Here is a 19,065-nt window from a genome sequence, read left to right on the forward strand (position 1 = left end):
GCTGCAACGCTGATGGCTGCCCGAATGCTGACCCCCAAGCCTGTTTGCTCACCGTTGGCTCGCCGCTTTCTGGCGTTGGCCGCTGCGCTGACTTCTGGCCTGGTTCTGGCGGCATCGCCTGCCCATGGCGTGAAAACTGGCAGCAAGGCCAGCAGCACAGCGCAAGCTGCTGTGATTTGCCCGGCCAAGCCCGCGATGCCGACACAGGCTGAGATGAAAGCGCTGGCCGCACAGGCGCAGGACAGAGGCCTGCTCTGGCGCGTGACGGATAGCCAAAGTGATGGCGCGCGTGCCAGCTGGCTTTACGGAACCATGCACGTGGGCAAGCGCGAATGGATGATGCCGGGGCGCAGCATTGTGCGTGCCGTGCAGGGCGCAGATCAACTGGCGCTGGAGTTGAATCTTCTGGACCCGGAGGTGGGCAAAGCACTGGCCGAAGGCCTGAAGGCGCGTGCTGATGCGCCGCCGCTGTCTGCAGACTTGAGCCAGCGACTGAACCGGCAGCTCACGCTGGCTTGTGCCGAAGACCTGGTGCGGCTGCGGCCCGAAGCGCAGATTCTGGGCCTGCTGGCCAAGACTGGCAGCCGGCAAGGGCTGAATGCGGAGTACGGCGTAGATGTCATGCTGGCGGGCATGGCCTATGCGCTGGGAAAGCCCATCACAGGGCTGGAGGCAGTGCAGACCCAGCTCAATGAGCTGGTGTCCGATGACCCCGTCGAGATCGCCGAAACCGTGGATGACGGGCTCAAGCAGCTGGAAGATGGCATGGCGCCCGAGATGCTGCAACTGCTGGCGCAGGTTTGGGCCAGCGGCAATGCGCGCAAGCTGGAGAACTATGCCGAATGGTGCGATTGCGCCAATACCGAACGCGAGCGCGCCCAGCTCAAACGCATGATTGATGGCCGTAACCCCGGCATGGCCGACGGCATTGCGGCGCTGCTTCAACAAGACAAAACGGTGTTTGCTGCCGTAGGTGCGCTGCACATGGTGGGGCCTATGGGCTTGCCCGAGCTGCTGCGTCAGAAGGGCTACCGGGTTGAACGGGTGGAGTTCACGCCATTGCCATTGCAGAAAAAACCGTCAAAACCTATGAAAACCGAATAAAGAAAAGCGCAGGTTGCTATGAATAAATTAGAGCAAGCGGCCTTGCGAAGACAGTACAAGATTTCATCGCCCCAAACATAAACCTAAGGAGACAAATGATGGATCGTCGACAATTTCTGGCTGCTGTGGCTGCCACTTCGGCTGCGGGAGCATCCCCCTTCGCCATGGCGCAGGAATGGCCTGCCAACCCCGTGCGCTGGGTTGTGCCTTACCCACCGGGTGGCGGCACCGATGTGCTGGCCCGCACCGTGGCCGAAGCCATGCGCAAGAGCCTGAATCAGACCATCGTGGTAGACAACCGCCCCGGTGCCTCGACCAATATTGGCGGCCAGATGGTGGCCTCGGCCAAGCCCGATGGCTACACCATCATGTCGGCGGACAACGCCATCCTCGCCTTTAACGAGCACCTGTTCAGCAAGCTGCCGTTCAACCCCGACAAAGACTTCACCTATGTGGGTGGCATCAGCCGCTTCCCTATGGCGCTCGTAGTGAACCCTGCGTTTGAAGCCAAGGATTTCAAGGAATTTCTGGCCTATGCCAAGGCCAATCCCGGCAAGCTCAATTACGCCTCGCCCGGCAATGGCTCACCCCACCATCTGGCCATGGAGCTGTTCAAGAACCGCACCGGCACCAGCCTGACCCACATTCCCTACAAGGGCGCGGCGCCCGCCGTGGCCGATGTGATGGGCGGGCAAGTGCCTTGCATGTTCCTGGACCTGGCCTCGGGTCTGCCCGTGATTCAGTCCGGCAAGGTGCGAGCCCTGGCCATTGGCACTGCCAAGCGCGTGCCCAACCTGCCCAATGTGCCTACGCTGGCCGAGCTGGGTCTGAAGGACTCCGAGGTCTATGCCTTCCAGGGCATTCTGGGCCCCAAGGGCATGCCGCCAGCGGTGGTGCAGCGCATCAACGGCGATTTGCAAAAGGCCCTGAGCTCCCCCGATGTGGTCAAGCGCATGGCTGACTTCGGAATGGACGCGCTGCCCGGCACGCCTGAGCAATTTCACCAGCTGGCCCGCGCCGAAGCCAAGCGCTGGGGTGAAGTCATCAAGACTGCCGGCGTGAAGCTGGACTGAAGGTCGCTCTCATTGCCAAAAAAGGCCCGGAATGACCGGGCCTTTTTGCATTTCAAATACTGGTTGACGCCTGTGCAGAAAGCGCTGCCAGCTATGAAATTTGAGTGTTGGGCTATCAGGCTTGAACCATCACCCGGTTGCGCCCTTCATTTTTGGCGGCATAGAGCATGGTGTCGGCCTGCAGGAAAACGGTCTTGATGTTCGAATCGCTGTCTGGCCAGTGCGCCACACCCAGAGAAATGGTGATGTGGCCGACCTGTGGAATCTCCATATCCTCGACCAGCTGGCGCAGGCGCTCGGCGGCATTGGCTGCGGCTTCCAACGGCGCGCCGGGCAGCAGCAGCAGAAATTCTTCACCGCCCACGCGGCAGGCGACGTCGTCGGCACGCGAGACTTCGCGCATGGTGCGGGCAAGCTGGCGCAGGACTTCATCACCGGTGTCATGACCAAAGCTGTCGTTGATGCGCTTGAAGTGGTCGATATCGATAGCGATGACGGAGAAGGCGAGTTCCTGCGCCTGGAAGGCGGTGACGGCAGCCTCAAGGTGGCGGCGGTTTCCCAGCCCGGTCAGCGGGTCGGTGTTGACGTCCTCGCGCAGCTTGGTGATGTTGCGCTGAAGCAGGTTCAGACCCTTGAGCATGGCTTTTTTCAGCTCATGAGACTCAAAGTACCAGGACTTGACGGCCTGAATGTTCTGCGCTGTCTCGGGCTTGTCCATATCGTGTGCGCCATTCGCCAGCTGTCGCAGCGGGCTGGCAATGCGGCGTGCGCTCCACCAGATGACGATCAGCATGACCAGTGCAATGGGCAGCGTTTTGTAGAGCACGGCGCGCATCAGCTTGTTGAGCGGTGCCAGCGTGGTGGCTTTGGGGCGCTGGGCCACGATACCCCAGCCGGAGGCGGGAATGATGGCGTAGCCCGCCAGCATTTCAATGCCCTTGCTGTTGAATACGGGGGCTGTGCCTGATTCCCCCTTGATCACGGCGTTGATGGCGTCGTTGTTGATCACTGTGTCGCCTACGCGATGGCTGTCGGGGTGGTAGATGATGTGCTTGTTCTTGTCCACCACATAGACGTAGGTGCCGTCCTGGTAGAAGTGCGAGCCCAGCAGGGTGTCGAGAATATTGTCTTCCTTGAGGTAGACACTGCCGCCCACGGCACCCAGGTATTGCCCGACATCGCTAAAAATGGGCTGCGAGATAAAGACGATGTAGTTACCAGTGGTGGACAAATAAGGTTGGCTGACCACCGGGCCGCGCTTGGCCAGCGTTTCCACCACCCCTGCGCTTTGCAGCGTCTTGCCCTTGATTTGCAAGGTTTCGGGTGAGGTGGCCAGCACATAACCCGTGGGGTCGATGATGGTGACGGAGTTGAAGCTTTTGGTCTGCAGGCGCAGGCGATGGGCTTCCTGGGTCAGGTACCCGGTGTCCTTCATGTGAGGGACCATGAGCTGGGCGCTGTACGCCAGTTGCTGCAGGGCGGACTGCAGAAAATCGTCCGTGCTCTTGGCTAGCTTGGTCGCGTAGGCGTGGTGGCCTTCCAGTGTGGTGTCTATCAACTGCTGGCGCTGCACCAGATAGCCGGCGTAGAAGGTGTTGATAAACGGAATCAGCGCGCTGGCGATGGTCAGCGCGAGGATCAGACGCCGCAGGTCAAGCCGGGAGGGCGCAAGGCTGCGGCGCCAAGAGGTGGATTTCTTCACTGTGTTTTTTGCGGTGGCGGGGCGGCCATGTTTCTATGCTTCAGGCAGGCAGTCCCCGGTCACATGTTCATGGAGTACTTGTCCGCATTATGGTTCTTCGGGCCAGAGTCCGGCTCATGGTCAACAACGATGGGGGGCATGTCAGGCAGGCCCTATGCGCTGAACCTGCACGGCACAGTCGTAAAAGCAGGGCGCACGGCCAATGTCGGTGAGCTTCTGGTGTGTCAATTCGTTCACATTAGTGCCGTTGGCCCCATGCTTGCGCCACCAGATGCCCAGCCCCACCACCAGCCCCAGACGTGCGCGGCCGTTGAGACTGGCGTGGCAGACATGCTCGCCACGATCATTGAAGACGCGCAGCTGGTCACCGTCGGCAATACCGCGCAGGGCGGCGTCGTCAGGGTGCATCTCCAGCATGGGCTTATCTTCCATGCGGGCCAGACTGGCCACATTGGCAAACGTGCTGTTGAGAAAATTGCGCGCGGGCGGCGAGATCATGGCCAGCGGGTAGTCGGCCGTGGGTGGCTCGTAATTGGGCAGATAGTCGGGCAGGGTGTTGATGCCCAGCTTGGCCAGTGCCGGATTGTCAAACTCGCACTTGCCTGATGGGGTGGCAAAGTTCCCTTCAGCAAACGGCGCATCGGGCAGCGGAATATGCGCAAAGCCGCGCTCCATCAACTCTTCAAAATCAATAGCTGTATGCGCAACGGCTGCGCGGCATAGAGCCTCATCTGATTCTGAAAAATGGGCTGCGGCAAAGGCGGGGTCGTGTCTGGCCATGTGGGAGGCCAGGTCGCGGAAGATCTGCCCGTTGCTGCGGGCCTGACCCTCGGGCGCAATGGCGGGGCGGTTGAGCAGCACATCGGTGTGGCCGTAGCTGCCGTGAATGTCCCAATGCTCCAGCTGGGTGGTGGCGGGCAGCACATAGTCGGCGTGGTCTGCCGTGTCGGTCATGAAATGCTCAAGCACCACGGTAAACAGGTCTTCACGTGCAAAACCGGCGGCTACTTTGGCAGACTCCGGTGCCACGGCCACGGGGTTGCTGTTGTAGACGACCACGGCTTGTACCTGCGGGCCAAACTGGGCATCGCCCTCATGCAGCAGCACATCGCCAATCTGGCTCATGTTCAGCGTGCGCGGCCTGCGCTGGCCCAGCAGCTGGGGCATCTGCACTGCAGGCCGGTGGAAGGGCGATACGCCTGAGCTCGATAGCAGCAGGCCACCGGCACGGTTGCGCCAGGCACCAATCAAGGCGGGCAGGCAGGCAATGGCTCGCACCGCATTGCCGCCGCCGCGCACGCGCTGCATGCCGTAGTTGAGGCGAATGGCTGCTGGCTTGGTGGTGCCGTAGTCGCGGGCTAGCGACTGAATCTGCTCCACCGTCAGCCCGCATACCTGAGCAGCACGCTCTGGTGGCCACTGCAGTGCTCTGGCTTTGAGAGCATCCCAGCCTTGCGTGTATTGCGCCAGATAGTCGTGATCCAGCCAGTTGTTGACGATCAGCTCATGCATCAGCGCCAGTGCCAGCGCGGCATCGGTGCCGGGTAGCAGTTGCAGATGCTCGTGGCATTTGTCGGCGGTTTCGCTCTTGCGTGGGTCTATGCAGATCAGTTTGGCGCCGTTGCGCTTGGCCTCTTGCGCATAGCGCCAGAAATGCAGATTGCTGGCAATGCTGTTGCTGCCCCAGATCAGGATGAGCTGGCTCTCGGCAAAAAACTCCACCCGCATGCCAAGCTTGCCTCCATAGGTGTGGGTGAGCGCTTCGCTGCCGGCGCTGGCGCAGATGGTGCGGTCCAGCAGGCTGGCACCCAGTTGGTGAAAAAAGCGCCGGTCCATGCTTTCGCTCTGCACCAGACCCATGGTTCCGGCGTAGCTGTAGGGAAGAATCGCCTCGGGGTTGTGCTGCGCAATGTGGTGCAGGCGCTGGGCAATGTCGGCCAGGGCTTCGTCCCAGCTGACGGGCGTGAACTGGCCGCTGCCCTTGGGGCCGCTGCGCTTGAGCGGCTGCAGCACGCGGCCTGCGTGGTAAGTGCGCTCTGTGTACTTGCTGACCTTGGCGCAGAGAACGCCACTGGTGTGTGCGTGTTCTGCGTTGCCCTGGACCTTGATAGCCGTGCCGTCTGCGACGGTGGTGATGAGGGCGCAGGTGTCCGGGCAGTCATGCGGGCAGGCGCCGCGTACTTGAGCGATGTGGGGCATGTTATGAGCTCGAAAAACAGGAGCAATTCGCGGAAAAACCGCTTTGTCAGCCTATTATGCGACTCGCATGAATGTTAAAAAATGTGAATGCAGCATGCCAGGAGCGGGTGAATCAAGCCCGTAGCAGTAAGTAGCCAGTAAAGAGAGCGAGAGCAATGCAAGAGCAACGAATGGGATGGAATCGTCGTCAATTTGTGACTGCCACGGCAGGTGTGGCTGCCGGAGTCTGGGGCGTGAATGCTTATGCGCAAGAGGCCGGTGGTCCCATCGTGCTGGGCCAGTCCTGCGCACTGACAGGGCCTTCTGCGCAGCTGGGTACTCAGTTTTCGCAGGGTGCCCAGCTCTACTTCAAGCAACTCAATGCGCAGGGTGGTGTTGGCCGCCGTCAGGTAGAGCTGCGCACGCTGGATGACGGCTATGAGCCCGAGCGCTGCGTGGCCAATACGCAGAAATTTCTGGCCGATGACGTGATGGCCCTGTTTGGTTATCTTGGCACGCCGACCAGCATGGCGGCACTGCCCTTGCTGCAAAAAGCCAAGGTGCCGCTGATTGCGCCGCTGACGGGTGGCGCCGGTTTGCGTGACCCTAAGCTGGCGCAGATGGTCTTCAATCTGCGCGCCTCTTATGCTGATGAAACCGCTCTCATGGTCAAGCAGCTGGTCTCGCTGGGACTCAAGAAGATCGCGGTGTTTCATCAAAACGATGCCTACGGCCAGTCGGGTCTGGATGGTGTGACGAAGGCGCTGCAAAGTCACGGTCTCAAGCCAGTGGGAGCCGCCACCGTGGAGCGCAACTCTGAGGATGTGAGCAAGGCGATCAAGACATTGGTGCCGCTGGGCGCGGATGTGATCGTGCAGGTGGGCACTTATGCGGCCAGCGCCGCCTTTGTGCGCGCTGCGCGCCAGGCTGGTTACGGCGGTCAGTTCTACAACGTGTCGTTTGTGGGGACCTCGGCGCTGGCTCAGGCTTTGGGCAAGGAGGCAGAGGGCGTAGTGGTGACCCAGGTCGTGCCATCGCCCTTTAAGACATCTCATCCTCTGGCGCGCGAGTTTCAGGCGGCATTACAGAAAAACGGCGCGTCATTGCAGCCCAATTACTCGAGCATGGAAGGTTATCTGGCCGCCCGTGTTGTCGGCGAGGCGCTGAAGTCTGCCGCTGCCGCTGGTCGCCTGCAGCGCGACGGCCTGGTGGCGGCGCTTGAGGCCCTGAACGGCCAGCAGGTTGCCGGTTTCCCCATCGCTTTCCGCCCTCAGGCGGGCAAGCCGGGTTTTGTGGAGCTGTCCATGCTCACAAGCGACGGCAAGGCGAGAGTTTGAGGCTTTGATGCAGCGAGGGCACAGCCTCTCTTGCTTTGGGTCATCATATTGTTTTTGCCAATGATGACCCCAAGGAGAGAGCGCATGGCCCTGCTGCCCGAACTTCAAAAAAGCGCCCCTGACATTGCCGCCCTGCGCCGCGATATTCATGCCCACCCGGAGCTGTGTTTTGAGGAAATTCGCACCTCCGATCTGGTCGCTGACAAGTTGGATCAATGGGGTATTCCCACCCATCGCGGTTTGGGAAAGACCGGGGTTGTAGGCATCATCCACGGCCGCGATGGCGGCAAGAATGGCCGCGCTATTGGCCTGCGTGCTGATATGGACGCCTTGCCCATGCAGGAGTTCAACACTTTTGAGCATGCCAGCCGCCACGCGGGCAAGATGCACGCCTGCGGCCACGACGGCCACACGGCCATGCTGCTGGCCGCTGCGCAATATCTGGCGGCCCATCGCGACAGCTTTGAAGGTACGGTCTACGCCATCTTCCAGCCCGCAGAAGAAGGCGGCGGCGGCGCGCGTGAGATGGTCAATGACGGCCTGTTTACCCAGTTCCCCATGCAGGCCGTGTATGGCATGCACAACTGGCCCGGCATGAAGGCCGGAACCATGGCCGTGGGCGCAGGCCCGGCCATGGCCTCCAGCAATGAATTCAAGATCGTGGTGCGGGGCAAGGGCGGTCACGCCGCCATGCCGCACATGGTGGTGGATCCGGTGCCCGTGGCGGCCCAGCTCATCATGGCATTTCAGACCATCGTCAGCCGCAACGTGAAGCCGATTGAAGCAGGCGTGATCTCCGTCACCATGATTCATGCGGGCGAAGCTACCAACGTTGTGCCCGACAGCGTAGAGCTGCAAGGCACGGTGCGCACCTTCTCGCTGGAGGTGCTGGACCTGATCGAGCAGCGCATGAAGCAGATCAGCGAATCGCTGTGCGCCGCCCACGGCACGCAATGCACGTTTGAGTTTGTGCGCAACTACCCGCCCACCATCAACACTGCCCCCGAGGCCGAATTTGCGCAAAACGTGATGCGTGAGATTCTGGGTGATGCCGGTGTGGTGCCGCAGGAGCCATCCATGGGCGCAGAAGACTTTGCCTTCATGCTGCTGGAAAAGCCCGGCGCCTACTGCTTTATCGCCAACGGTGACGGCGACCACCGCGCGCTGGGCCACGGCGGCGGTCCCTGCACGCTGCACAACCCCAGCTATGACTTCAATGACGAGCTGATCCCGCTGGGCGCCACCTTCTGGGTCAAGCTGGCACAGCGCTGGCTGGAGCAGCCTACGCGCGGTTGATTGCTTCTGTCCGCTGGAGTTTGCCCGGAGGCAGGTTTTTTTCACGCCAGACTTCGGGCGGGCAGTCAAAGAGAGTGCTGAACCAGCGCGTGAAGGCGCTGTGGCTGTTGTAGCCCAGCATGGATGCGATCTGGCCGACGGAGTACTCCGGGTTGCGCACATAGCGTTGTGCCAAGTCATAGCGAACTTCAACCAGTAGATCGGTAAAGCTGAAACCTTCACCGTCAAGCTCGCGTTGCAGGGTCCGCACGCTGCGCCCCAGGCCTTGAGCCACGCAGATGCAAGTCGCATTGCCTGAGGGCAGCATGAGGTAGATCGCCTTGCGCACGCGCTGGGCGATGGAGGCCTGGCGGCCCTGCTGGGTTGCATCCACAATGGATTGGGCATAGCGCACCAGCACGAGGTCTGCCATGGGGTTGTGTGCGTCCAGGTCTTCGGTGCGAAACACAATCCCGTTGAAGTCTGCGTCGAACTCCACACGGCAGCCGAACATTTGCTTGTGCAAGCTGATATCACGCGGCGTGGTGTGACTGAAGCTGACGCGCTGGGGGCGCCAGCGCTCGTGCATCAGCAGATTGCAGGTGCGAAACAGCACGCCAATTGCCAGCTCCATCGATTGAGGAAAATTCTCGGGCAAAGTGAACTCCTCGCGCAGGACCACGACGCCGTTCTCCTCATCCATGTGAATCATCAGCGATTCATTGAGCAGGTGCACATGCTCGATCAGCGTGCTCAGCACCTTGCGCAGCGTGGGCTGGTGCAGCAGCAAAAGACTCACGATGCCGAAGTTGGAGACCTGGCGCGATTGGGCCATGCGCAGCCCGAAATTCGTGCAACCCGTCGCAGCGGCCGCATCTTCCAGCAGTCGCCCGGCGACCAGAACATCAATCAATTGATCTTGCTCGCTCACCATGGAGGGGCGCAGGCCTGCACGTCGCAGTGCGGCATCAGGGTCTCCACCCAGTTCACTGAGAAGTTCTGAAAAATTCGTCAGAGATGCCGCACGCACAAAAGTGACCATGACTGCTCCACGCAAAAAGGCAGTGAAATTCTGGCATGAGATGCATAGCGTGAGGCATGAAATGCACAACCTATGTGACACAGGTTTTCTACAGTGGACTTACCGGGCGGCAGAGACTAGCAAAAGCCTGGATTCAAAAAAGTGTAGGAGACAGTTATGCGGATAAACCCTCTGACCTGTGCTATCGGTGCGGAACTGGCTGATGTGCAGCTGGCAGACGCAGTACGCGATGAAGGACTTTTCTCGGCGATCAAGGCAGCCTTGCTTAAGCACAAAGTACTGTTTTTGCGGCGCCAGAAAATCAGCCGCGGCGAGCATGTGGCCTTCGCGCAGCGCTTTGGTCAGCTGGAGGACCACCCGGTGGTAGGCAGCGACCCGGAGCACCCTGGCCTGGTGCAGATCTACAAGACGCCGGACAAGCCCAACGACCGCTACGAAAACTCCTGGCACTGCGATGCCACCTGGCGCGAGGTGCCGCCCATGGGCTGTGTGCTGCGCTGTGTCGAGTGTCCTCCCGTTGGCGGCGACACCATGTGGGCAAATATGGCACTGGCCTACGAGATGCTGCCTCCGCATATCAAGGAGGTGATTGCACCACTGAGGGCACGCCACAGCATTGAGTCCACCTTTGGTGCGGCGATGCCGATGGAGAAACGCCTGGCTCTCAAGGCACAGTTTCCGGACGCAGAGCATCCGGTGGTGCGCACGCATCCAGAGACGGGCGAGAAAGTGCTTTTTGTCAGCGGTTTTGCCACCCATTTCACCAACTTTCACACGCCCGCCAATGTGCGTGTGGGTCAGGACTTCACGCAGGGGGCCTCCAGCCTGCTGCAGTACCTGATCAACCAGGCCTCAATTCCGGAATACCAGGTGCGCTGGCGCTGGGAGCCCGACAGCATTGCCATCTGGGACAACCGGGCAACACAGCATTACGCGGTGATGGACTACCCGCCCAGCCATCGCAAGATGGAACGTGCCGGAATCATCGGCACGCCCACTTACTGAACATCAAAGAGAGCCCGAGGCAAGGCGTAGACCCCGGCCGGGCAACGATGTATCCAGAGCTGTGCGCACGGCTCTGAGTGCGAGCATGACTTTCATATAACAACGGAGACAACACCATGAATTTTCTCGACGGCCACCTGTTCCCTGAAAACCAGCAACCCCTGATCATCACGGCCGCACCCTACGCACCATCCTGGCTGCCATCGGACTTTCCCGGTGAGATCGCGGTCACCATGGAAGAGCAGATTCAGAAAGCGGTGGACTGCTACAACGCTGGTGCCCAGGTGCTGCATCTGCATGTGCGTGAGCTGGATGGTCGCGGCAGCAAACGCCTGTCCAAGTTCAACGAGCTGATTGCCGGGGTGCGTGCCCGTGTACCCGAGATGATCATCCAGGTCGGCGGCTCCATCAGTTTTGCGCCAGAGAGCGACGGTGCAGCCGCCAAGTGGCTGAGCGACGACACGCGTCATATGCTGGCCGAACTGGACCCCAAGCCCGATCAGGTGACGGTGACCATCAACACCTCGCAAATGAACGTGCTTGAGCAGTTTGATGTGCGCGACATCCAGGGCACCTCAATGGAAGACCCGGCCATCTTCAATGCCTACAAGGAAATGACAGTGCCGGCTCAGCCCGGCTGGGCCGAAGAGCATATTCGTCGCCTGAGCGAAGCCGGTATCCAGAGCGCCTTCCAGTGCTACAACATCAATAGCTTTGAATCTGTAGAGCGCCTGATGCGTCGAGGCATCTACAAGGGACCGCTGGTGATGAACTGGGTGGCGATTGGCGGTGGTATGGACGCACCCAATATCTACAGCCTGGCCCACTTTGTGCGCGCCGTGCCTGATGGGGCGGTGCTGACGGTGGAAAGTTCGGTGCTCAATGTGTTGCCGATCAACGTGATGGGCATTGCCATGGGCTTGCATGTGCGTTGCGGTACCGAAGACAACCTGTGGAACCAGACCCGCACGGAAAAAATGGGCACTGTGGCGCAGATCGAGCAGCTGGTGCGCATTGCCAAAGAGTTCAGCCGCCCCATCGCTACGCCGCAGCAAGCACGCGAGATGTGCCAGATCGGCGTGTTCTATGACAGCGTGGAAGAAACGCTGGAGAAGAACGGCTTTGCCCCCAACCGCAATGGCGGCCAGCAGGGCTTTCTGCGCAAGGTTGCCTGAGTTCAAAGGAGCACATGATGCAACGCATTCCAGTTCTTTTATCCATGGCTCTGGCTGCCGCTTTGCCGGTTGGCAGTGCCCTCGCGTTCACCGATAAACCCATCAAGCTCATTGTTCCGGCCCCGCCGGGCGGCACGATTGATGTGTTTGCGCGCATCATCAGCGATCAGCTGGCGCATGAAATCAAGCAGCCCGTGGTGGTGGAAAACCGCCCCGGTGCTGGTGGCGCTCTGGCGGTCAAATACATGCTCGCGCAGCCTGCCGATGGCAATACCTTGCTGGTGACGGTGACCAACATCCTGACCGAGGTGCCCCATGTGCTCAAAGGAGGCTTTGATGCCATGAAGGATGTCCGGCCCGTCTCGCAGATGGCGCGCTCGGTCATGGTCTTCATTGCGTCACCTCAGTTCCCCGCCAAGGATGCTAAGGAGGCCATTGCCTATGTGAAGGCACACCCGGGTCAGCTTTCTTTTGCCTCCTATAGCCAGGGGACGGCGTCGCAGTACGCGGGGGCGATCTTGAATCAGAAGGCAGGGCTGGACATGCAGCATGTGCCGTTTCCTGGTTCATCCCCAGCGCTGGCGCAAGTCATGGGCAACCAGATTCCGCTGATGTTCGATGGCTCGGTGACCACCAAACCTCTGGTGCCCAGTGGCAAGGTCAAGCTGCTGGCCGTGGCTTACAAGAGTCGTCTGCCTGACTACCCCAATGTTCCGACGATGGCTGAACTGGGCTATCCGGAGCTTGATTTCAGCAACTGGGCGGGCGTGTTTGCATCAGCCAAGACACCTCAGCCGCTGATGGAGAAGATCAACGCCACCCTGCAGAAGGTCAATGCCAGCCAGGCGGTGCAGGCGCGCTATGTGTCCACCGGCTTCGAGCCTATCAAGCAGGAGCGAACGCTGGAGCAGCTGTCTACGGAGCTGCAGGCGGAATACAACCGCAACGGCGAGATCGTCAAGAACTTTGGCATCAAGCTGAACTGAAGTTGCTTGCTACCCAGTCCGGGCATGCCTGTCATTGAGGGTGCCCGGATTTTTGCTTTGCAGCGCTTGCTGCATCTCGTTGTGAACGATAAAAACAGGAGCATTCCATGACTCAGGCCATCCGCTTTCATGAGACTGGCGGCCCAGAAGTTCTGCGGCTGGAAACCGTTGAGGTGGGCGACCCCGGCCCCGGTCAGGCGCGCGTGCGGCATACCTATATCGCGCTCAATTTCATCGATGTGTACTTTCGCACTGGGCGTTACCCGCTGGCATTGCCAAACGGCCTGGGCTCGGATGCAGTGGGTGTGGTCGAGGCGGTGGGGCTGGGCGTGACGGATATCCAGGTCGGTGATCGCGTCGGCTATCTGATCGGCCCGCAAGGCGCTTATTCACAAGTGCGAGTCATGCCGGCTGAAGTCCTGATCCCGCTGCCTGAGGGTATCTCTGACCGTAGTGCAGCCACGCTCATGATGAAGGGGATGACGGCGCAGTATCTGTTCCGTCAGGTTTATCCGCTCAAGGGCGGCGAGACCATTCTTTATCACGCGGCTGCCGGCGGCGTCGGCCTGATTGCCTGCCAATGGGCTCGCGCCATGGGTGTGACCATGATTGGCACCGTCAGCACGGATGAAAAAGCCGCACTGGCCAAGGCGAACGGGTGCACGCACACCATCGTGACTTCGCGCGAAAGCATCGTCGAGCGGGTCAAGGACATCACGGGTGGCAAAGGGGTTCCCGTGGTCTATGACTCGGTGGGCAAGGACACCCTGATGGACTCGCTCGATTGTCTGCAGCCACGTGGGTCATTGGTCAGCAATGGCACATCCTCCGGACCTGTCGTCGTGGACTCTTCGCTGCTGGCTGCCAAAGGCTCGATCTGGATGACAAGGCCGGCCATGATGCATTACATCCAGCCTCGCTCGCATATGCTGGACATGGCTGCAGAGCTGTTCGATCACGTGCTGGCGGGGCGTATCGTCAGCGAGCCTCAGCAAGAGTTTGCGCTGGCCGATGCTGCGCAAGCCCATCGCGTCCTGGAGTCGCGCAAGACCATGGGCTCTACCGTGCTCGTGCCGTGAACTGCGTGGTGAAAATGCAAGGCTTTTAAAGCCATTGCAGAGACCTGTGCCAGCGCTTAATTCCAAGCGCTGGCATTTTTTGTTTAAAGACAGTGCTCATGCAATGCGGCGACATTCCTAGGGAATTCACCTTGGGTGAGTGGCGCCAAATAAGCAATGGATGGCATCAACTGCACAAGAGCTGAAGTCTTCCTTTTTTAGAGTGATTTCGCGGATCAAGACCGCCAATTCATAACGAAAAGGAGACACAACATGCCGCGTATTTCACGATATTTCTGGGGTTTTTTTGCACTGTCTGCCACCAGTCTGGCCAGTGCTCAGTCATCCGTCACTCTGTTCGGAGTGATGGATGCGGGCGTCAGCCGCTACATGGTGCGCAGCAATTCCTGGGATGGCTCCGGTCGAACCGCAAGTCAGGGTGTCTGGGCCTTGTCGCCCTCGGGCAATCTGGCCAGTCGTCTGGGCGTTCGTGCCGTTGAAGATCTGGGTGGCGGAATGTCTGCCAGCATGTGGCTTGAGGCTCCCGTGACCAACGATACGGGTGGTGGCGCGCTGAATTTTGGGCGGCGTTCCACCGTCAGCCTGACAGGCAACTGGGGTGAACTGCGTCTGGGGCGAGATCACACGCCATCGTTTCTGAATGACTGGGCGTTTGATCCTTACACCGCCAACGGCGTGGGTGTAAATCTGCTGGCCGTGGTCAGCAGCAACCTAGCCATTAACCGTGCGCTGAGTACACAGACTACCGGCACATTGACCGAGCGCTTGTTGGGCAATGGGCTGTCGGCAGGTACGGACAACTATCTGCGTGCCAACAACTCCATCGGTTACCACCTGCCGTCAGGGCTGGGCGGCGTTTACGGTCAGCTGATGTATGCCTTTCCGGAAAATGATGCCAAGCGTGGCCGCTATGCGGGTGGCCGCATCGGCTGGGCCAGTGGCCCCACCGATATCGCGCTGGGTTATGGCGAGAGCATGCTGGGTACTTTCAATGGCCGAAAGGAAACCATCAAATCATTGAATCTGGGTGGGTCGTACAACTTTGGTCCAGTCAAGGTTCTGGGTGAATGGTCGCAGGTACGCAATGCGCGCAGCGATGTTCAGGCCACTGACCGCTATGACGGGCTGCTGGCCGGTGTGCAGATCCCTGTCGGGCTCCATCAGCTCAGGGCATCGGTGGCGCGGGTGCAATTTAAGAATGGCCAGGGCACTGGTGATGCATCGGTGAACAAGCTGGCCCTGGGCTATGTGCACAACCTCTCCAAACGTACGGCGCTGTACACCACGGTGTCACGTATCAGCATAAGCAATGGGCACAACAACCCGGCTGTGATGGGGGTGACGCCGCTAGCCGTCAGCAGCCCGGTCATCATGCCGCAACCTGCCTACAGCAACAGCCCAGGAATGCAGCCACGCAGCGCATTGGGCTTTGATATGGGTCTGCGCACGGTGTTCTGAGGCCGAGCTGGGCGTGCATGGCAGACGTGACTGTGAAGCGCAAACCTGGCTTTCAGCACGTCCTGCTTTTCTGTAGTTGTGCACTTTGCGAAATAAAAAGAACGGTCGTTCTAATTTTGTGGATTCTTGGCTACACTGCACTGAATTACTCAAAGCCCAGGAGGCCCTTCATGTCCGATCTGAACACCACGTTTGAAGACGCAGTCAAGAACTCCATCTCGATCAGCGAGCGCCCCGATAACGCCACGCTGCTCAAGATCTATGGCCTGTACAAGCAGGCCACAGATGGCGACAACGAGACCAAGAAGCCCAGCTTCACCGACATGGTGGCGCGTGCCAAGTGGGATGCCTGGGCCAAGCTCGAAGGCACCTCGTCAGATGAAGCCAAGCAGCTGTACATCGATCTCATCGCGTCGCTCCGCTGAGCTGCCCCTGATTGCCGACAAGGCCCCGAGTTCCGGGGCCTTGTTGTTTCAATTCAGACCACATCACACCGCGCCAAAGACGGGGGCTGGAGCCCAAGCCAGGGACACCGAGGAAGGGTCGCCCCGCCCTGAAGGCGTCGTCCCCCTCAGGGGGAAGCGGCGCAGCCGCTCAGGGGGATCAATACCTAGTCGAGAAGTTGGCCGAGATGCGCTGCCGCAAATAATCCGCCCCTGTGATGGGCGGATATTTTTTGCCCGGCCCTTCAATGACAGCATCTTCGTTGGCCTGGCAAAAGAACGCCAGGCTGTAGCGCGAGCCCTGGTATTCATGGGGTTGCGGGTTGCGTACGCGGTGAAAGTTGCTGGGTAGCTGGTCGTCGCTCCAGCGCATCAGCATGTCACCGATATTGCAGGTGATCACGCCGTCCACGGGCTCTACCGGTGTCCATTGCTGAGCCTCGGCCTCTTTTCCAGGCAGCACCTGCAGGCCGCCTTGCCGGGCGCGCTGGAACAGCAGGGTCAGGCAATCAAAGTCGGTATGCGCACCGGCACGCCACAAGCCTGTTTCTTCTTTCAACGCCGGGTCTACCGCAAAGTAATGCAGCATGCGCAGCGTGCTCTGGTAGCTGGACACTTCCGGGTTGTGTGCGCGGGTAAAGAAGTCTTCGTCAAAGCCCAGCTTGTAGGCAAAGCAAGACAGCAGCTGCATGCCCACCTTCCAGCATTGCTGTTCAAACTCCAGCGTGGCCTGCTGGAAGCCTGGAAACGCCTCTTCACCGGGCCACAGCCCTTCCATGCGCGGGCGTGTGACTTGATAAGACTCCTTCTGGTCTGGTGTCTTGGTGGAGGGGCGAATCTGCGCCTTGTGCTCCCAGCCGGCATTACGTGCCAGCGGCCATTGCGCCTTTACTTCTGCGGGCAGGGCAAAGAACTGCTGCGCACGCTCAAACGCCGCATCGATATCGGCCTGTGCGATACCGTGGCCCGAAACCTGAAAAAAGCCGATATCTACAGCGGCGCTCCACAGTTGTTCGGCAATTTCCGGCTTGCGCGCTTCAAAGTTGCTGATGTCGATGACGCGCACTTCGCGGGCGCTGGTCTCTGCGCCTTGTCCGCCCATGCGGGCTTCTTTGTCGAGTTCGCCCAGTGCGTTGGTGGATTGGCTGGCATTCATGGTCTGCATAAGTCTTTCTCTTGCAATGACTTCAGACGCACGCGCATGGAGCGTTGGCTTGAGATGGCGGGCCTCTGAAGTGTGAGGAACAGGTGCGGCCAAAGCCGTACCCGCTTCAAGAGCAATGACCCGCGAAGCTGCTGAATCTCTGGTTGAGAACAGTGCACCGTGCTGAACGCTTCTACTCTTGATTGAAGTGCAGCAAACACCGTGCCAGCAAGGCTTACGGGGTAGATGGCTGCATTTTTGGTGCATTGCTTCAACTTGGTGCAGACCTGTGCATCAACGCATGCACAGTGGTTTGTAGCTTGCACCGTTGTGAGCCGTTGGCGCTGCTTTTCAGAGGCGTCGAAAAGCAGGCACGCCAATTGCTTAGTTGATAAACGAGTAGAAGCGTTCAGCCTGCCATCCGCGCAGCGCCCGGAAATTGCTCATGTTCTGCCAGTGGCTGTGCTGCTGGATCTGTGCCCAAAGACTTGAGAGTTCCGCCATGCTACGTCGTCATTTTCTCGCTGCCTTACCCCTATGTTCTGCGCCCTGGGTGCATGCGCAGAGCAAGTCGCTGACTCCGCTGAAATTCACGCTGGACTTTCGCGTCACCTCTCAGACGGCACCGTTTTTTCTGGCGCTGCAAAACGGCTACTACCGTGAAGAAGGGCTGGATGTGAGTCTGGACGTGGGATCGGACTCGGTGGCTTCGATTACCCGCATTGCCAGCGGCGCCTACCAGCTGGGTCTAGGCGATATCAGCTCGCTGATTGAGTTCAATGCACAGAACGCCGGCACGCCGCGTGTGCAGGCCGTCTATCAGTACTACAACCGCGCACCCTTCGTCATCATCGGGCGCAAAGATCGCGGAATCACCTCTGATTTTCAGAGTCTTAAGGGCAAGAAGGTCGCCGCTGCAGCGGTGGAGTCCACACGTCGCGCATGGCCCATGGTGGCCCGCAACAAGCATCTGCCTGCCGACCTGTTCTCATGGTCTACCACCGAGTTCTCAGCCCGCGATAACGTGATGGTGCGTGGTGATGTCGATGCCGCCACTTATTTCCACGACTCTGCGGTGTCGCTGTTTGCGCGCATCAAGCCCGAGGAACTTTCCATACTGCACTACACCGATGCGGGCGTGCAGCTGTATGGCAACGCCATCCTTGCCTCCAGCGCATTGATTGCTGAAAAGCCGCAGCTGGTTGCCGCCTTTTTGCGGGCCACCAACCGCTCGATTGTGGAATGCATTGCCAATCCTGCCGCTGCAGTTGCCGCCGTGCGCCAGCGTGAACCAATTTTGGATGAAAAAACGGAGCTGGCACGCTGGGCCATCACCACCCAGTACATCGCTGCGGCAGACACGAAAAACCATGGTCTGGGCGACTTCAGCAAGCGCCTTCTGGAGCAGCAGGTGGACAGCGTGGTGCAGACCTTTGCGCTCAAAACAACGCCATCGGCGGATGCCCTGTTTAACAGCAGCATGCTGCCGCCCAAGTCGGTGCGAATGCTCAAGGCCTGAGGATCAGATGCACATGTCTTTGCCTCAAGAACAAACACTGAATGACGTGGATGGCCGCTATCTGCGCCAGGCCATCGCCTTGGCCGACAAGGCACGTGAACGTGGCAACCGTCCGTTTGGCGCGCTGATTGTGGCGGTCGATGGTCGCGTGCTGGCCGAGGCCAGTAATGCCAATGGCGAAAGCGGCGACTGCACGGCCCATGCCGAGCTGTCGGCGATTCGCCTGGCCAGCCCGCTGCACCGCCGTGATGCGCTGGCCACCGCCACGCTGTACTCATCGGCCGAGCCCTGCGTGATGTGCGCGGGCGCCATCTTCTGGTCTGCCATTGGCCGCGTGGTCTATGGCATTGATGCCGAGCGCCTGCGCGTATTCCGTGGCGAGAGGCTGGATCAGAAGGATGCAGAGCTGTCTTGCCGCGACGTTTTTGAGCGTTCGTCACACGCCATTGAATGCATTGGCCCGTCACTCATAGCCGAGGCGAGTCAGTCGCACCAGGGCGGCTGGAAAAGCTGAACGAATTGAATTTTTACAAGCGAACGAGAGA

At 59.8% G+C, this 19,065-nt stretch carries 16 protein-coding genes; 12 read left to right on the forward strand and 4 right to left on the reverse strand.

Annotation, left to right across the window (positions count from 1 at the left end):
• Positions 1-12: 12 nt before the first annotated feature.
• Both RSF91_RS02620 and RSF91_RS02625 read left to right on the forward strand, forming a co-directional pair.
• Positions 13-1,104, forward strand: coding sequence for a TraB/GumN family protein (locus RSF91_RS02620; protein WP_332566944.1), 1,092 nt, complete (start codon positions 13-15; stop codon positions 1,102-1,104).
• A gap of 98 nt (positions 1,105-1,202) precedes the next feature.
• Positions 1,203-2,177 (forward strand): Bug family tripartite tricarboxylate transporter substrate binding protein, encoded by a 975-nt coding sequence (locus tag RSF91_RS02625; protein WP_332566945.1) that lies wholly within the window; start codon positions 1,203-1,205, stop codon positions 2,175-2,177.
• Between the two features lie 115 nt (positions 2,178-2,292).
• Here the strand turns inward: RSF91_RS02625 and RSF91_RS02630 are convergent, their stop codons facing one another.
• Both RSF91_RS02630 and RSF91_RS02635 read right to left on the reverse strand, forming a co-directional pair.
• Positions 2,293-3,879: a sensor domain-containing diguanylate cyclase gene (locus RSF91_RS02630; protein ID WP_332566946.1), complete on the reverse strand. Its 1,587-nt coding sequence runs from the start codon at positions 3,877-3,879 to the stop codon at positions 2,293-2,295.
• A gap of 141 nt (positions 3,880-4,020) precedes the next feature.
• Positions 4,021-6,078 (reverse strand): molybdopterin-containing oxidoreductase family protein, encoded by a 2,058-nt coding sequence (locus RSF91_RS02635; protein ID WP_332566947.1) that lies wholly within the window; start codon positions 6,076-6,078, stop codon positions 4,021-4,023.
• Positions 6,079-6,233: 155 nt separating this feature from the next.
• Here RSF91_RS02635 and RSF91_RS02640 point away from each other — a divergent pair, with 155 nt between their 5' ends.
• Both RSF91_RS02640 and RSF91_RS02645 read left to right on the forward strand, forming a co-directional pair.
• Positions 6,234-7,394 carry an ABC transporter substrate-binding protein gene (locus RSF91_RS02640; RefSeq protein WP_332566948.1) on the forward strand — a complete coding sequence of 387 codons (1,161 nt, stop codon included), beginning with the start codon at positions 6,234-6,236 and terminating at the stop codon, positions 7,392-7,394.
• Between the two features lie 84 nt (positions 7,395-7,478).
• Positions 7,479-8,690 carry a M20 aminoacylase family protein gene (locus RSF91_RS02645; protein ID WP_332566949.1) on the forward strand — a complete coding sequence of 404 codons (1,212 nt, stop codon included), beginning with the start codon at positions 7,479-7,481 and terminating at the stop codon, positions 8,688-8,690.
• On the opposite strand, the gene RSF91_RS02650 is transcribed toward RSF91_RS02645, so the two are convergent.
• Positions 8,677-9,711 carry an AraC family transcriptional regulator gene (locus RSF91_RS02650; RefSeq protein ID WP_332566950.1) on the reverse strand — a complete coding sequence of 345 codons (1,035 nt, stop codon included), beginning with the start codon at positions 9,709-9,711 and terminating at the stop codon, positions 8,677-8,679. The two genes, RSF91_RS02645 and RSF91_RS02650, sit on opposite strands and share 14 nt — an antisense overlap.
• Before the next feature lie 156 nt (positions 9,712-9,867).
• On the opposite strand from RSF91_RS02650, the gene RSF91_RS02655 reads away from it, so the two are divergent.
• The 6 genes from RSF91_RS02655 (at position 9,868) to RSF91_RS02680 (ending at position 15,839) form a co-directional block, all read left to right on the forward strand.
• Positions 9,868-10,716: a TauD/TfdA dioxygenase family protein gene (locus RSF91_RS02655; protein ID WP_332566951.1), complete on the forward strand. Its 849-nt coding sequence runs from the start codon at positions 9,868-9,870 to the stop codon at positions 10,714-10,716.
• Positions 10,717-10,832: 116 nt separating this feature from the next.
• Entirely contained in the window at positions 10,833-11,891 is a 1,059-nt protein-coding gene (locus tag RSF91_RS02660) for a 3-keto-5-aminohexanoate cleavage protein (RefSeq protein ID WP_332566952.1), read from the forward strand.
• Between the two features lie 17 nt (positions 11,892-11,908).
• Positions 11,909-12,877: a Bug family tripartite tricarboxylate transporter substrate binding protein gene (locus tag RSF91_RS02665; RefSeq protein ID WP_332566953.1), complete on the forward strand. Its 969-nt coding sequence runs from the start codon at positions 11,909-11,911 to the stop codon at positions 12,875-12,877.
• Positions 12,878-12,984: 107 nt separating this feature from the next.
• Entirely contained in the window at positions 12,985-13,956 is a 972-nt protein-coding gene (locus RSF91_RS02670) for a quinone oxidoreductase family protein (protein WP_332566954.1), read from the forward strand.
• Positions 13,957-14,208: 252 nt separating this feature from the next.
• Complete coding sequence (locus RSF91_RS02675) at positions 14,209-15,414, forward strand: porin (RefSeq protein ID WP_332566955.1); 1,206 nt, start codon at positions 14,209-14,211, stop codon at positions 15,412-15,414.
• Between the two features lie 170 nt (positions 15,415-15,584).
• Entirely contained in the window at positions 15,585-15,839 is a 255-nt protein-coding gene (locus RSF91_RS02680; protein ID WP_332566956.1) for an acyl-CoA-binding protein, read from the forward strand.
• Between the two features lie 178 nt (positions 15,840-16,017).
• Here the strand turns inward: RSF91_RS02680 and RSF91_RS02685 are convergent, their stop codons facing one another.
• Positions 16,018-17,013 carry an isopenicillin N synthase family dioxygenase gene (locus RSF91_RS02685; RefSeq protein ID WP_442878791.1) on the reverse strand — a complete coding sequence of 332 codons (996 nt, stop codon included), beginning with the start codon at positions 17,011-17,013 and terminating at the stop codon, positions 16,018-16,020.
• Positions 17,014-17,503: 490 nt separating this feature from the next.
• Here RSF91_RS02685 and RSF91_RS02690 point away from each other — a divergent pair, with 490 nt between their 5' ends.
• A complete protein-coding gene (locus RSF91_RS02690; RefSeq protein WP_332566958.1) occupies positions 17,504-18,520 on the forward strand; it encodes an ABC transporter substrate-binding protein in 1,017 nt (338 codons plus the stop codon).
• Positions 18,521-18,533: 13 nt separating this feature from the next.
• Positions 18,534-19,034: a nucleoside deaminase gene (locus RSF91_RS02695; RefSeq protein WP_332566959.1), complete on the forward strand. Its 501-nt coding sequence runs from the start codon at positions 18,534-18,536 to the stop codon at positions 19,032-19,034.
• The last annotated feature ends 31 nt before the right edge of the window (positions 19,035-19,065 follow it).

It is taken from the genome of Comamonas sp., assembly GCF_036643215.1.
Taxonomy (GTDB): Bacteria; Pseudomonadota; Gammaproteobacteria; order Burkholderiales; family Burkholderiaceae_C; genus Comamonas.

What these genes read in the sequence shown, in the direction of transcription:
- RSF91_RS02620 (WP_332566944.1), top strand. Translation starts at nt 13, where the DNA reads ATGGCTGCCCGAATGCTGACCCCCAAGCCTGTTTGCTCACCGTTGGCT.
- RSF91_RS02625 (WP_332566945.1), top strand. Translation starts at nt 1,203, where the DNA reads ATGGATCGTCGACAATTTCTGGCTGCTGTGGCTGCCACTTCGGCTGCG.
- RSF91_RS02635 (WP_332566947.1), bottom strand. Translation starts at nt 6,078, where the DNA reads ATGCCCCACATCGCTCAAGTACGCGGCGCCTGCCCGCATGACTGCCCG.
- RSF91_RS02640 (WP_332566948.1), top strand. Translation starts at nt 6,234, where the DNA reads ATGCAAGAGCAACGAATGGGATGGAATCGTCGTCAATTTGTGACTGCC.
- RSF91_RS02645 (WP_332566949.1), top strand. Translation starts at nt 7,479, where the DNA reads ATGGCCCTGCTGCCCGAACTTCAAAAAAGCGCCCCTGACATTGCCGCC.
- RSF91_RS02650 (WP_332566950.1), bottom strand. Translation starts at nt 9,711, where the DNA reads ATGGTCACTTTTGTGCGTGCGGCATCTCTGACGAATTTTTCAGAACTT.
- RSF91_RS02655 (WP_332566951.1), top strand. Translation starts at nt 9,868, where the DNA reads ATGCGGATAAACCCTCTGACCTGTGCTATCGGTGCGGAACTGGCTGAT.
- RSF91_RS02660 (WP_332566952.1), top strand. Translation starts at nt 10,833, where the DNA reads ATGAATTTTCTCGACGGCCACCTGTTCCCTGAAAACCAGCAACCCCTG.
- RSF91_RS02665 (WP_332566953.1), top strand. Translation starts at nt 11,909, where the DNA reads ATGCAACGCATTCCAGTTCTTTTATCCATGGCTCTGGCTGCCGCTTTG.
- RSF91_RS02670 (WP_332566954.1), top strand. Translation starts at nt 12,985, where the DNA reads ATGACTCAGGCCATCCGCTTTCATGAGACTGGCGGCCCAGAAGTTCTG.
- RSF91_RS02675 (WP_332566955.1), top strand. Translation starts at nt 14,209, where the DNA reads ATGCCGCGTATTTCACGATATTTCTGGGGTTTTTTTGCACTGTCTGCC.
- RSF91_RS02680 (WP_332566956.1), top strand. Translation starts at nt 15,585, where the DNA reads ATGTCCGATCTGAACACCACGTTTGAAGACGCAGTCAAGAACTCCATC.
- RSF91_RS02685 (WP_442878791.1), bottom strand. Translation starts at nt 17,013, where the DNA reads ATGAATGCCAGCCAATCCACCAACGCACTGGGCGAACTCGACAAAGAA.
- RSF91_RS02690 (WP_332566958.1), top strand. Translation starts at nt 17,504, where the DNA reads ATGCTACGTCGTCATTTTCTCGCTGCCTTACCCCTATGTTCTGCGCCC.
- RSF91_RS02695 (WP_332566959.1), top strand. Translation starts at nt 18,534, where the DNA reads ATGTCTTTGCCTCAAGAACAAACACTGAATGACGTGGATGGCCGCTAT.